The following is a 12,321-nucleotide window of genomic DNA, read 5'->3' as shown; positions in this document are numbered from 1 at the left end:
CTGGAGAAACCGATGCTCCGTAACAGCCTTTTTGTTGCCGCCGCCATTCTGGGAGTCGCTACCGTGCACGCCACCGACATCGATAACTACACGCAGGGTATCCAGCAGTGGCATGCCGGCCGTGTGGAACGGCTTACCGCCGCGGACGGCTGGCTCAGCCTGATCGGCCTGGAGTGGTTGCAGCCGGGCGCCAACCGGGTCGGCAGCGCCGCCGACAACGACATCGTGCTGACCGCCGGGCCGGCCCATCTCGGCGTGGTCACGCTGGCGACCGACGGCAGCATGCGGATCGTGCTGGACCAGGACAGCCATGCCACCATCGACGGCAAGGCCGTCAGCGAAGCCGTGCTGGTGGATGATGCGCACGCCACCGCGGATGCGGCGCCGACGAAGGTGGCGTTCGGCACGGCGAGCTTCTACGTGATCGATCGCGACGGCCGCAAGGGCCTGCGCGTGAAGGACAGCGAAGCACCCTCGCGCAAGCATTTCCTCGGCATCGACTCGTTCCCGATCGATCCGTCCTGGCGGATCGAGGCGAACTGGGTGCCGGCGCAGCCGGGCGAGACGCTGGAGATGGGCTCGGTGATCGGCACCATCGACAAGTACCCGGTGCCGGGCAAACTGGAGTTCACCCGCGACGGCAAGCATTTCGAGTTGCTGCCGGTGATCGAGGAGCCGGGCGACGCGCAGTATTTCATCGTGTTCGCCGACCGCACCAGCGGCAAGGAAACCTACGGCGCGGCGCGCTTCCTGTACATCGACCCGCCGAAGGAAGGCAAGGTCGTGCTGGACTTCAACAAAGCCTACAACCCGCCGTGCGCGTTCACCGGCTTCGCCACCTGTCCGCTGGCGCCGCCGGAGAACCGGCTGGATCTGCGCGTGACCGCGGGGGAGAAGAATTATCGTGGCTCGCATCACTGAAAGGAGCGCGCTGGTCGCGCTGGGCCTGCTGCTGGCATTCTCCGCGCCGGCGGCCACGCCGGCTGATTACGTCGCCTCGGTGCAACGCGCGCGCAGCGAGCGCGTCGAGCAACTCAGGCAGATGGACGGCTATCTGGCGTTGACTGCCTCGGGTTGGCTGGAGCCCGGATCGAACAGCGTGGGCAGTGCGCCGGACAACCACTTCCCCGTCTCCGGTGCCCCTGCGCACCTGGGCGTGCTGGAGCTTGCGACCGACGGGCAGGTCAGGCTGCATCTGGCGGATACCCGCGGCATCACCGTCGACGGCGCACCGGCGGTGATCGACAACGTCTTGCGCACGCAAGGTTCCGACGGCAAGCAGCGACCGACCCGGGTGGGTTTCGGCAGCAGCTATCTGTACGTGATCGAGAACGGCGCGCAGCGCGGCTTGCGGGTGAAGGACAACGATGCGCCGCTGCGCACGCACTTCCCGGGCTTCGACTATTTCCCGATCGATCCGTCCTGGCGGATCGAGGCGGACTGGGTGCCGTTCAAGCCGTCGCACACGTTGAAGATGGCCTACGTCACCGGCACCGTGAGCGACACGCCGATCGCCGGCAAGGCGGTATTCCGGCGTGACGGCCGCAGCTACGAGCTGCTGCCGATCGAAGAGGACGGCCGTCTGTTCTTCGTCTTCAGCGACCGCACGGCGGGGAAGCTGACCTATGGCGGCGCCCGCTTCCTGTACGCGGCCGCGCCGAAGAACGGCAAGCTCGTGCTGGATTTCAACCTGGCCGAGAACCCGCCGTGCGCGATCACACCGCACGTGGTCTGCCCGCTGGCGCCGCCGGAGAATCGCCTGAAGCTCGCGGTGACCGCGGGCGAGAAGAAATTCGACGAAGCCGAAAAGTAGGGCAGGCAGCGCCTGCCCTGCGTGCAGGGCCTCAGCGCCCCTTGAACTCCGCCTTGCGCTTTTCCAGGAACGCACCGGTGCCTTCGCGCATGTCCTCGGTGGAAAACGCCAGCGCGAAGCCTTGGGTTTCGAATTCCAGGCCCTGGTCGATGGCGGTTTCGCCACCTTGCAGCACCGCGTCGAGGATGCCGGCCGCGGCCAGCGGCGCGGCAGCAGCCAGGTGATCGGCCAGCGCGTCGACCGCCTCGTCCAGCGCCTCGGGCGCGACGACGCGGGTGACGATGCCCAGCTCGAACGCGCGCTGCGCGTTGATCACCGCGCCGGTCAGGCACAGTTCCAGCGCGGCGCCGCGGCCGGCCAGGCGCAGCAGGCGCTGGGTGCCGCCGAAGCCGGGGATCAGGCCGAGGTTGATTTCCGGCTGGCCGAATTTCGCCTTCTCGCTGGCCACGCGCAGGTGGCAGGCCATCGCCAGCTCCATGCCGCCGCCCAGTGCGAAGCCCTGGATGCGGGCGATGACCGGCTTGCCCAGCCGCTCGATCGAGCTCATCAGGCGCTGGCCGGTGCGCGAGAAGCCCTGGGCCTGCACCGGCGTATAGCCGTTCATCTCGGCGATGTCGGCGCCGGCGACGAAGGCCTTCTCGCCCGCACCGGTCAGCACCACGACGCGCACGGCGTCGTCCTGGCCGGCCTGCGCGAAGGCGAGGGTCAGTTCGTTCAAGGTGTCGCGGTTCAGTGCGTTGAGCTTGTCCGGACGGTTGACGACGATGGTGCGCACGGCACCGCGGTTGCCGATTTCGAGATTGCGATAGGCCATGGCTGGCTCCTGACAGTTGCAAGCCGCCGATGGTAGCAGCGGGAACCTTTGCCGCCGCCGGGTTTCTCAAGCCACGTGCGCGATCCGCTGCACGGGATGCGCGAACCGCTTAGGATGTTTGCTCGGGATCAAGGCTCGCGCCGGCGAGAGGAAGGATCGGTGGAACAAGGCATCACACATCTGCGTTGCGCCGCGTTCGGCCTGCTGCTGGTTGCCGGCGCGGCCTGCGCCCAGAGCGCTGCTCCGGCACCGGCGCGAACGGACAAGGCCAGCCTGTCGTACGCGATCGGATACCAGATCGGCAGCCAGTTCGCCGACGGCAAGCCCGATGTGGAGATCCCGGTGCTGGTGAAGGCGATCGAGGATGCCTACGCCAGGCGACGACCTGGCGTGTCGATGCAGGAGATGCACCAGCAGCTGCAGCGCCTCGACCAGCAGATGCACGCCGAGGCGCTGAGCGAATTCAAGCGGATCGCCGCGGCGAATGCACGCAAGAGCGCCGCCTACCTGGCCAGCAACCGGCAGCAGCCCGGCGTGGTGCAGTTGCCGTCGGGCATCCAGTACCGGGTGTTGAGCAAGGGCGACGGCAAGGTCAGTCCCACCGTGACCAGCCTGGTCACGGTGAACTATCGCGGCATGCTGATCGATGGCACCGAGTTCGACAGCACCTGGGCGCATGGTGCGCCGGTCAGCTTCAGCGTCGACAAGGTGATCCCCGGCTGGCAGGACGTGATTCCGCGCATGCATACGGGTGATCGCTGGAAGGTGGTGATTCCGCCGAGGCTGGCCTATGGCGAGGCGGGCGCCCTGCCGCGCATCGGTCCGAACGAGGCGCTCGTTTTCGAGATCGAACTGCTGGCGATCAAGTCTGACCCGGCCCGGCCGTGACCCCTGCGGTGATAACATCCCGGGGTCATGTCGAACGATCCCGCCCGCGCTGAAGACGCCGCCCACGATGCCCCGCTGACGCCCTGCATCGGCACCTGCCGACTGGACCCGCGGGGCTATTGCATCGGTTGCCAGCGCAGCGGCGAAGAGATCGGCCGCTGGCGCATGATGAGCCAGGCCGAACGCCGGTACGTGATGCAGCAGGTCCTGCCATTGCGCCGGCAACCATGATCGACGACCGCATCGATGGCCTGATCGACGCCTTGCTGCCGTTGTCGTCGCCACCGACCGGCCCGGGCTGGAACCATGCGGACATGGCGCAGCTGCTTGGCACCACCGAGCGCCGGCCGGCGGCCGTGCTGGTGGGCTTTCGCGAAGGCGTGCAGCCGCGGCTGGTGCTCACCGTGCGCAACGACAACCTGCAGGCGCACGCCGGTCAGGTGGCGTTTCCCGGTGGCGGCACCGATCCCGCCGACGACGACGCACTGGCCACCGCGCTGCGCGAGAGCGAGGAGGAGATCGGGCTGGATCGCCAGCTGGTGAAGCCGCTGGGCTACCTCGACCGTTTCGAGACCATCAGCGGCTTCTGCATCACCCCGGTGGTGGCCAGCATCGACGTCAGTGCGCAGTTGTACCCGGCGCCGGATGAAGTTTCCGAAGTCTTCGAAGTGCCGCTGGCGTTCCTGCTGGAGCCAGCCAACCTGCGCCGCTACACGATGGAGTTCCGCGGCCAGACCCGGCCGATGGTGGAATTCGTCCACGGCGGCCATCGCATCTGGGGCGCCACCGCCTCGATGCTTTACAACCTGCTGCAGAGGATGGGACGGACATGACGCTGAAGACCACCCTGATCGATGTCGATGCACTGGCGGCGCTGCCGTCCGACGAGGTGCTGATCGTCGACTGCCGCGTCGACCTGGCCGACCGCACGCAAGGCGAGCGTACCTACCTGGCCGGCCACATTCCCGGCGCGGTGTTCGCCGACCTGGAACGCGATCTTTCCGACATGTCGCGCGTGCCCGAGGGACTGGGCCGGCATCCGCTGCCGTCGACGTCGGCCTTCAACGCCGTGCTCGGTCGCTGGGGCTGGAAGCCGGAACTGCAGGTGGTGAGCTACGACACCGGGCCGGGGGCGCTGGCGGCGGCGCGTCTGTGGTGGCTGCTGCGGCTGGCCGGCGTGCACAACGTGGCGGTGCTCGATGGCGGCATCGCCGCATGGCAGGCGGCTGGCCTGCCGCTGGAAACGGACGTCCATCCGCGCACGTCCACCGAGGTGACGCTGGCCTGCGATGCGGGCCAGGTGATCGTCGACCACGCGGCCCTGCATGCCGCGCCGGCGCCGCTGCTGATCGACGCCCGCGCCGGCGCACGTTATCGCGGCGAGGTCGAGCCGCTGGATCGCGCCGCCGGTCACGTGCCCGGCGCCCGCAATCGCCCGTACGTCGACAACCTGCAGGCCGATGGCCGTTTCAAGCCGCCGGCGCAGCTGCGCCAGGAATTCGCCGCCGTACTGGGCGACGCCGCGCCCGGGCAGGTCGTGCACATGTGCGGCTCCGGCGTCACCGCCTGCTACAACCTGCTGGCGATGGAACACGCCGGCCTGCACGGCTCGCGGCTGTACGCGCCGTCATGGAGCGGCTGGGTCAGCGATCCGGCGCGGCCCGTGGCCAAGGGCGAGGAGTGAGTGAAGAGGAGTGAGAAGCGAGATAGAGCTATCGACTCCCACTTTCTCTTCCCACTCCTCGCCACTCACTTCTCGCTCTTGCTCTTCAGTTTCGCCACCAGCGCCTGCAGCACGGCCTGCGTTTCCGGATGGAAGAAAGCGTCGACGAATTCATCCAGCGGCAACGCGTCGACGTCGACATAGACGCCAGCCAGGTCGGCACGGGCCAGCCGGCGGGTCGTCAGCATGGCGTTGGAGGGCAGCGCCAGCAGCTCGCCCAGCCAGTGCAGGGCGCGGGTGGTGACCTGGTCCACGCCGGTCAGTTCGTCGACGAAGCCGCAGGCCAGTGCCGCGTCCGACTCGATCATCGCGCCGGCCACCAGCAGGCGTTCGGCACGGTAAGTGCCCACGACGCGGCGCAATGCCAGCTGGATCGATTCGGGCACGATCAGGCCCACCTGCACCTCGTTGAGGCCGATCCGGAACGGGCCCGAAGCCATCACGCGGTAGTCGCAGAACAGGGCCAGTACGGCGCCGCCGGCAGGGCTGTGGCCGGTGATCGCGGCGACCATCGGTACCGGGCAGCGCGCCAGCGTGGCGCACAGCGCGAAGAACTCGCGCCAGTATTCGCGCACGCCGGCCCGGTCGCAGGCGAGCAGGGCGGGCACGTCGACACCGGCGGAGAACAGTCCCTGGGCGCCGGACAGCACGATGCCGCGCACGTTGTCGCGTACTGCCTCATCGATGGCGGCGTGCAGCGCCCGCACCAGCTCCAGGTTCAGCGCGTTGACCGGCGGCCGGGCCAGCTGGATCTCGCGGATCGCGTCGTGATTGATCAGGTTGAGCATGGTTGACTCCGTTCAATGATTATTGCGGCTGTTCGTCGGCGGTCCAGCTGTAGCGCACCGCGTAATCGAGCACGGCCTTGCCGTGGGCGGGCACCTCGATGCGGAACTCCAGCGTGTCCGGATTCTGCTGGCTGGGCTTGCTGCTGGACGATACCAGTACCCACTGGCGCCAGCGGCCGGGATGCTCGCGGACCGTCACGGTGCGCGCGCTCTCGCCGGCATTGCTCAAGTCGATGCGGAACGCTTCGTCCATCGTGCGGGCGGCCTTGTCGATGCTGAAGCTGGTGCGCTCGCGTTCGGCGCGCAGGTCGAACGCGGTGCCCAGGGTGATGGTGGCGTCGCTGCCCTTGGGCGTGTCGTCGATGCGGCCTTCGCCGATGAACCGGGGCGTGCCGTTGCGGTCGGCCGTGAGTACGCGCAGGTAGCCGGCCGGCAGGCTGTCGAAGGCTTTCAGCTTCAGGGTGCTGACGATGGTGTTGCCGCCGCCCTGGTTGAAGTCGCGGTTCACGATCGGCTGCTGCGGCTGGAAGCTGCCGCCGTTCTCGTACAACGCGGTGCGTGTGCAATCCATCGCGCGGCTGGCATACAGCGGCACCTGGCTGACGCTGCCATCCGGCAGCTCGATCGCGCCGGGCAGGGCATAGCTGCGATAGTCGCCGATGCTGTCCTGTTGCGGCATGGCGTCGGCCTTTGCGTTGAAACCGCGTGCCATCGCCATCATCGGTTGCGGCGCCGACGGCTTGGCCATGTTCGGCTCGCCGGCGATCAGGGTGAGCTTCGCATCGTGCCAGTCGCGCCCGCTGCGGTTGGCGATGCTGGCGCGCGCTTCGAACTGCATGCGGCAGGTGGCGCCCGGCTGCAGCGTCGCCACGTAGGCAGCGCGCCAGCCCAGGCCCGAGGTGGGATAGCTGAGCACGGCGCGGGACGTGCCGGCGCGTGCTGCGTCCACGCGCAGAGCCAGGCTGGAACCGAGCGGGAACTTGCCGTCGGTGCTGCGCACCGAGGCGTAGTTGCGTACCAGCGTGGTGCCGGTAACGCCGCGTATCAGCAGACCGTCACCCGCGCGCAGCAGGGTGCCGTCGGCCAGCGGCAGACCACCGGCGCCGAGCACTTCCACCGCATGACCGACCAGTCCGGTCAATGCCGCATTCGCGCCCTGCGCCAACAGCAGGCGCTGCGAAACCACCTTCGCATTGCGGTCGGGAAAGCCCAGCGCCAGCGCCTCGGCGTCGAGCGAATTCGGCAGGTCGCCGATCACCACGTCGTGCGTGCCCGCGGCGAGCTCCAGCGTGCGCTGTTCGCGCACCACGGCATAGCCGTCGTTGACACTGCCGCCATCGTTGCCGGCATACAGCGCGGCGCTGTCGCTGCGATACAGGGTGAGTTCGGTGGCTTCGGCGGCATGCGCCGCGGAGGTGCCGGCGAGGGCGGCGATGCAGGTGGAGGCGAGGATGGTGAAGGCAGTAACAGTGCGATGTGGCGTCGTCATGGGGGCGCATTCCATCGTGGGGAGTGGATTGCCATCATAACGAGGGTGGGTGCATGTCGCGTGCCGACTGCGTCGCTGTGTGCGGTGGACGCCTGCCTTGCACCGGTTCCCGTGCTGGTCAGGACTGTCCAAGCGCCGGCGCCGGGGATTCACTATCGTGGCGTGCGTATTCCGCATGGAGACCCACCATGTCCGCTACTTCGACGATCGATATCGCCGCGGCCCGGCTGCCGGACGAAACCGCGATCGTGCGCGAGCTGTTCCTCGACTACATGGACAGCCTCGGCATCGACCTTTCCTTCCAGGACGTGGCTGCGGAGCTGGCACAGCTGCCCGGCAAGTACGCGCCGCCCCGGGGCGCGATCCTGATCGCACGCGATGGTGCCGGATCGGTGCAGGGGTGCGTGGCGTTGCGCCCCTGGTCGGAGCCGGGCACATGCGAGATCAAGCGCCTCTATGTTCGACCCGGGGCGCGCGGCCAGGCGCTGGGGCGACGACTGGCCGAAGCGGTGATCGCCGCGGCGGCCCGGGCCGGCTACGTGCGGGTGCTGCTGGACACGCTGGCCTCGATGACGGCGGCGCGGCAGCTGTATGTCGCGCTGGGCTTTCGCCCGGTGGCGCCGTACTACGACAACCCGCTGCCGGACACGCTGTACATGGCGCTTGAGCTCGAGCCGGGGACGCCCTGAGCTATACCGCTGCCCAGCCCGCTTGGAATACAGCGGGAGTCATGCCGAACGTCTTGACGAATTCGCGGTTGAGATGCGCCTGGTCGTAGAAGCCCGCTTCGAGCGCCGCGTCGATGATCAAGGCGCGATCGCGCAACAGGGCCTTGGCCTTGTGCAGGGCCAGCAGGACGTGGAAGTTGTGCAGGCTGCTGCCGGTCTCGCGGCGGAACGTGCGCGCCAGATGTCCGGAGGAAACCGCGCAGGCTTGCGCGATCGCTTCCACGTCGGTGTGCAACGAGGGACGCTCGCCCAGCAACGCCCTGGCTTGCACGCCCAGCGCATCGCGGGGACCGCCAGCCGGGACATTCTCCGTGGCCGGCGGCACGAAGCGCGAGATGAACGCCCAGCCGCTGCCGTCCACCGGCTCGAAGCGGTGGATCACGCCCGCCGGCACCACGACGCTGTCGCCGGCGGCAACCTCGCGGCAGGTCGTGGGAAGGCGCAGCCGCGCCCGGCCTGCCAGCACCTCGACGATTTCGTCGCCGGCGTGGAAGTGCGGCCGGAAGCGCCAGTCATGGCGCGCGCCTGCAATCGTCTCGACCCAGCCGGACCCGCCCGGGCGGACCGTGAATGAGGTGCGGGCGACCGGGATGCGCATGGTCGGCTAGATGGCGGCGCCGCGGATCGCCTCGGGCAGCGGCACGGGCTTGCCGCTGGCCGGGTCCATCCACACCATCACCACGTGACCGTCGCAGTACAGCCGGTCGGGCTGGTCGGCGTCGATCACCCGGTGCGCGATGGTCATCGAGCTGTTGCCCATGCGCTCGCAGAACAACTGCACCTGCAGTTGCGCAGGCCAGGCGATGGGGCGACGGTAGTTGATCTGGCTGGCGGCCATCACTGGCATCGCGTGCTCGTCGAACCAGGGGCCGGGCACGTGGCTCAGCCACTGCAGCCGCGCCTCTTCCAGGTAGGTGAGGTAGCTGGAATTGTTGACGTGGTTGAACGCATCGAGGTCGCGCCAGCGCACGCCGAGCGAGGCGACGAACAGGGGGACGTCGGGCGTTCCTGTACCGTTTTCGGCAATGCCGGACGAAAAGTTGCTCATGCAGGCTTCTTCTTTTTTCCGCTGCCGCGCATCGGCTTGTACTTGTCGGCCGAGGCGATGTGCTTGGTGGCGGCCTTGATGCGCTTGGCGGTGCCCGGCTTTTTCGGCTTGGCCGGTTTCAGGTGCGGCGCGAGGAAATGGCCGGTGTGCGATGCGGGTGTGGCGGCCACGGTTTCCGGCGTGCCGGCAACCAGGATGCGACCGCCGCCCGCGCCACCTTCGGGGCCCAGGTCGACGACCCAGTCGGCGGTCTTGATCACGTCGAGATTGTGTTCGATCACTACCACGGTGTTGCCCTGGTCGACCAGCTGGTGCAGCACGTCGAGCAACTGCTCGATGTCGTGGAAGTGCAGGCCGGTGGTGGGCTCGTCGAGGATGTACAGGGTGCGGCCGGTGTCGCGCTTGGAGAGTTCCTTGGAAAGCTTCACGCGTTGCGCCTCGCCACCCGACAGCGTGGTCGCGCTCTGGCCCAGCTTGATGTAGTCGAGGCCCACGGCGCGCAGCGTGTCGAGCTTGCGCGCGATGGTCGGCACGTTCTCGAACAGCTTCAGCGCGTCCTCCACCGTCATGTCGAGCACGTCGGCAATGGTGTGGCCCTTGTACAGGATCTCCAGCGTCTCGCGGTTGTAGCGCTTGCCGTGGCAGACGTCGCAGGGCACGTAAACGTCGGGCAGGAAGTGCATCTCCACCTTGATCATGCCGTCGCCTTCGCAGGCCTCGCAGCGGCCGCCGCGCACGTTGAAGCTGAAGCGGCCCGGCGTGTAGCCGCGCGAGCGCGCTTCCGGCACCTGCGAGAACATGTCGCGCAGCGGGGTGAACAGGCCGGTGTAGGTGGCCGGGTTGGAGCGTGGCGTGCGGCCGATCGGCGACTGGTCGATGTCGACCACCTTGTCGAACAGGTCCATGCCCGTGGCGGACTTGTGCGGCGCCGCCTGCGTGCTGGCGCCGTTCAATTCGGCGGCGGCGAGGCGGAACAGCGTGTCGTTGACCAGGGTCGACTTGCCCGATCCGGACACGCCGGTGACGCAGGTGAACAGGCCGGCCGGAATCGCCAGATCGACGTTCTTGAGATTGTTGCCGCTGGCGCCTTTCAGGTGCAGCCACGACTCGTCGTCGATCGGCTGGCGGCGTTCCTTGGGTACCTCGATCGCGCGTTCGCCGGAAAGGAACTGGCCGGTGATCGAGCGCGGCGAATCGAGCATGTCCTGCACCGAGCCCTGCGCCACGATCTCGCCGCCGTGCACGCCGGCGCCGGGACCGATGTCGAGCACGTGGTCGGCCATGCGGATCGCGTCCTCGTCGTGCTCCACCACGATCACCGTGTTGCCGAGGTCGCGCAGCCGGGTCAGCGTGCCGAGCAGGCGTTCGTTGTCGCGCTGGTGCAGGCCGATCGAGGGTTCGTCGAGCACGTACATCACGCCGACCAGACCGGCGCCGATCTGCGAGGCGAGGCGGATGCGCTGTGCCTCGCCGCCGGAGAGCGAGTCGGCCTGGCGATCGAGCGTGAGGTAGTTCAGGCCCACGTCGTTGAGGAAGGTCAGCCGCTCGCGGATCTCCTTGACGATCTTCACCGCGATCTCGCCGCGCCAGCCGGTGAGCTTCAGTTCTTCGAAGAACTGAAGCGCGTCGTCGATCGAACGATGGGTCAGCGAAGGCAGCGCATGGTCGGCGACGAACACGTTGCGCGCCGAGCGGTTGAGTCGCTGGCCTTCGCAGACCGGGCAGGGCTGGTCGCTGATGTATTTCGCCAGCTCCTCGCGCACCGCGGCGGATTCGGTTTCCTTGTAGCGTCGTTCCAGGTTGGGCAGGATGCCCTCGAACGGATGTTCGCGGGTGACCTTGCCGCCGCGTTCGGTGATGTAGCGGAACGCGATGCGTTCCTTGCCGCTGCCGTACAGGATGGCCTTCTGGACGTCCGCTGGAAGCTTCTGCCACGGTGCGTCCACGTCGAAGCCGTAGTGCGCCGCCAGCGACAGGATCAGCTGGAAGTAGTGCGCGTTGCGTCGATCCCAGCCGCGCACCGCGCCGCTGGACAGCGCCAGCTCGGGGTGGCCGACCACGCGCGCGGCGTCGAACACCTGGGTCACGCCGAGGCCGTCGCAGGACGGGCAGGCGCCCACCGGCGAATTGAACGAGAACAGTCGCGGCTCCAGCTCGGGCAGCGAGTAGTCGCAGACCGGGCAGGAATAGCGCGAGGACAACAGCTGCTCCGTCGCGGACTGATCGTCCATGTTCGCCAGGATCACCAGCCCGTCGCCCAACCGCAGCGCGGTCTCGAACGATTCGGCCAGGCGCTGCTTGATGTCGTCGCGCGGGCGGAAGCGGTCGACGACCACCTCGATGGTGTGCTTCTGGCGCAGGGTCAGCGGCGGCACGGCGTCGAGGTCGTACACCGCGCCGTCGACGCGGGCACGCACGAAGCCCTGGGCGCGCAACTGCTCGAACACCTGCACGTGCTCGCCCTTGCGCTCGCGGATCACCGGCGCCAGCAGCATGTAGCGGGTCTCCGCATCGAGCGCCAGCGTGGCGTCGACCATCTGGCTCACCGTCTGCGCTTCCAGCGGGATGCCGTGGTCGGGACAGCGCGGCGTACCCACGCGGGCGTACAGCAGGCGCAGGTAGTCGTACACCTCGGTGATCGTGCCCACGGTGGAGCGCGGGTTGTGCGAGGTGGATTTCTGCTCGATCGAGATCGCCGGCGACAGGCCTTCGATGTGGTCGACGTCGGGCTTCTCCATCATCGACAGGAACTGTCGCGCGTACGCGGAAAGCGACTCCACGTAGCGGCGCTGGCCTTCGGCGTAGATCGTGTCGAAGGCCAGCGAGGATTTGCCCGAACCGGACAGGCCGGTAATCACGATCAGCTGATCGCGGGGCAGGTCGAGGTCGATGTTCTTGAGGTTGTGCGTGCGCGCACCGCGGATGCGTATGGTGTCCATGGACGCCGGATATGGGGGGGAACCATTACTATACCAAGGAGTTCTGATGGTTCAGTGTCGACGGCGTCAGGTGGCGGTCGATTTGGCCCGC

The 12,321-nt window shown here is 68.0% G+C and carries 11 protein-coding genes and 1 pseudogene; 6 read left to right on the top strand and 6 right to left on the bottom strand.

The window, feature by feature from the left end; translation table 11 throughout:
* The first annotated feature begins 12 nt into the window (after positions 1–12).
* Complete coding sequence (locus I6J77_RS11000) at positions 13–921, top strand: DUF1684 domain-containing protein (protein ID WP_204109013.1); 909 nt, start codon at positions 13–15, stop codon at positions 919–921.
* Positions 905–1,813 (top strand): DUF1684 domain-containing protein, encoded by a 909-nt coding sequence (locus tag I6J77_RS10995; RefSeq protein WP_204109012.1) that lies wholly within the window; start codon positions 905–907, stop codon positions 1,811–1,813. Before I6J77_RS11000 ends, I6J77_RS10995 begins: the two co-directional genes overlap by 17 nt.
* 31 nt (positions 1,814–1,844) lie before the next feature.
* Here I6J77_RS10995 and I6J77_RS10990 read toward each other — a convergent pair whose 3' ends face one another.
* The gene (locus I6J77_RS10990) at positions 1,845–2,627 is read right to left on the bottom strand and encodes an enoyl-CoA hydratase/isomerase family protein (RefSeq protein ID WP_204109011.1); all 783 of its coding nucleotides are present in this window, start codon (positions 2,625–2,627) and stop codon (positions 1,845–1,847) included.
* Positions 2,628–2,786: 159 nt separating this feature from the next.
* On the opposite strand from I6J77_RS10990, the gene I6J77_RS10985 reads away from it, so the two are divergent.
* From I6J77_RS10985 to I6J77_RS10975, 3 genes and pseudogenes are all read left to right on the top strand, one after another.
* Positions 2,787–3,515 (top strand): FKBP-type peptidyl-prolyl cis-trans isomerase, encoded by a 729-nt coding sequence (locus I6J77_RS10985; RefSeq protein WP_007806123.1) that lies wholly within the window; start codon positions 2,787–2,789, stop codon positions 3,513–3,515.
* A 27-nt stretch (positions 3,516–3,542) separates the two neighbouring features.
* Positions 3,543–4,348: pseudogene (locus tag I6J77_RS10980) on the top strand (DUF1289 domain-containing protein).
* Positions 4,345–5,199: a sulfurtransferase gene (locus I6J77_RS10975; protein WP_204109010.1), complete on the top strand. Its 855-nt coding sequence runs from the start codon at positions 4,345–4,347 to the stop codon at positions 5,197–5,199. Before I6J77_RS10980 ends, I6J77_RS10975 begins: the two are co-directional and overlap by 4 nt.
* Before the next feature lie 65 nt (positions 5,200–5,264).
* Here the strand turns inward: I6J77_RS10975 and I6J77_RS10970 are convergent, their stop codons facing one another.
* Complete coding sequence (locus I6J77_RS10970; protein WP_204109009.1) at positions 5,265–6,026, bottom strand: enoyl-CoA hydratase/isomerase family protein; 762 nt, start codon at positions 6,024–6,026, stop codon at positions 5,265–5,267.
* A gap of 19 nt (positions 6,027–6,045) precedes the next feature.
* A complete protein-coding gene (locus I6J77_RS10965; RefSeq protein ID WP_204109008.1) occupies positions 6,046–7,515 on the bottom strand; it encodes a DUF4139 domain-containing protein in 1,470 nt (489 codons plus the stop codon).
* A 188-nt stretch (positions 7,516–7,703) separates the two neighbouring features.
* Between I6J77_RS10965 and I6J77_RS10960 the strand changes: the two genes are divergently transcribed.
* Positions 7,704–8,204 carry a GNAT family N-acetyltransferase gene (locus I6J77_RS10960; RefSeq protein ID WP_204109007.1) on the top strand — a complete coding sequence of 167 codons (501 nt, stop codon included), beginning with the start codon at positions 7,704–7,706 and terminating at the stop codon, positions 8,202–8,204.
* 1 nt (position 8,205) lies between these two features.
* Here I6J77_RS10960 and I6J77_RS10955 read toward each other — a convergent pair whose 3' ends face one another.
* From I6J77_RS10955 to uvrA, 3 genes are read right to left on the bottom strand one after another with little or no spacing between them, the layout of a single operon-like run.
* Positions 8,206–8,841 (bottom strand): AraC family transcriptional regulator, encoded by a 636-nt coding sequence (locus I6J77_RS10955; protein ID WP_204109006.1) that lies wholly within the window; start codon positions 8,839–8,841, stop codon positions 8,206–8,208.
* A 6-nt stretch (positions 8,842–8,847) separates the two neighbouring features.
* A complete protein-coding gene (locus I6J77_RS10950; RefSeq protein WP_204109005.1) occupies positions 8,848–9,291 on the bottom strand; it encodes a thioesterase family protein in 444 nt (147 codons plus the stop codon).
* Positions 9,288–12,230 (bottom strand): excinuclease ABC subunit UvrA, encoded by a 2,943-nt coding sequence (gene uvrA, locus I6J77_RS10945; protein WP_204109004.1) that lies wholly within the window; start codon positions 12,228–12,230, stop codon positions 9,288–9,290. The genes I6J77_RS10950 and uvrA overlap by 4 nt, the downstream gene beginning before the upstream one ends.
* Positions 12,231–12,321: the final 91 nt, after the last annotated feature.

It is taken from the genome of Rhodanobacter sp. FDAARGOS 1247 (assembly GCF_016889805.1).
In the GTDB taxonomy this organism is placed as follows: domain Bacteria; phylum Pseudomonadota; class Gammaproteobacteria; order Xanthomonadales; family Rhodanobacteraceae; genus Rhodanobacter.
Note: the sequence above shows the minus strand (reverse complement) of the source record. Positions and strands in the feature narration are given on the sequence as shown.

What these genes read in the sequence shown, in the direction of transcription:
- I6J77_RS11000 (WP_204109013.1), top strand. Translation starts at nt 13, where the DNA reads ATGCTCCGTAACAGCCTTTTTGTTGCCGCCGCCATTCTGGGAGTCGCT.
- I6J77_RS10990 (WP_204109011.1), bottom strand. Translation starts at nt 2,627, where the DNA reads ATGGCCTATCGCAATCTCGAAATCGGCAACCGCGGTGCCGTGCGCACC.
- I6J77_RS10975 (WP_204109010.1), top strand. Translation starts at nt 4,345, where the DNA reads ATGACGCTGAAGACCACCCTGATCGATGTCGATGCACTGGCGGCGCTG.
- I6J77_RS10970 (WP_204109009.1), bottom strand. Translation starts at nt 6,026, where the DNA reads ATGCTCAACCTGATCAATCACGACGCGATCCGCGAGATCCAGCTGGCC.
- I6J77_RS10965 (WP_204109008.1), bottom strand. Translation starts at nt 7,515, where the DNA reads ATGACGACGCCACATCGCACTGTTACTGCCTTCACCATCCTCGCCTCC.
- I6J77_RS10960 (WP_204109007.1), top strand. Translation starts at nt 7,704, where the DNA reads ATGTCCGCTACTTCGACGATCGATATCGCCGCGGCCCGGCTGCCGGAC.
- I6J77_RS10955 (WP_204109006.1), bottom strand. Translation starts at nt 8,841, where the DNA reads ATGCGCATCCCGGTCGCCCGCACCTCATTCACGGTCCGCCCGGGCGGG.
- I6J77_RS10950 (WP_204109005.1), bottom strand. Translation starts at nt 9,291, where the DNA reads ATGAGCAACTTTTCGTCCGGCATTGCCGAAAACGGTACAGGAACGCCC.
- uvrA (WP_204109004.1), bottom strand. Translation starts at nt 12,230, where the DNA reads ATGGACACCATACGCATCCGCGGTGCGCGCACGCACAACCTCAAGAAC.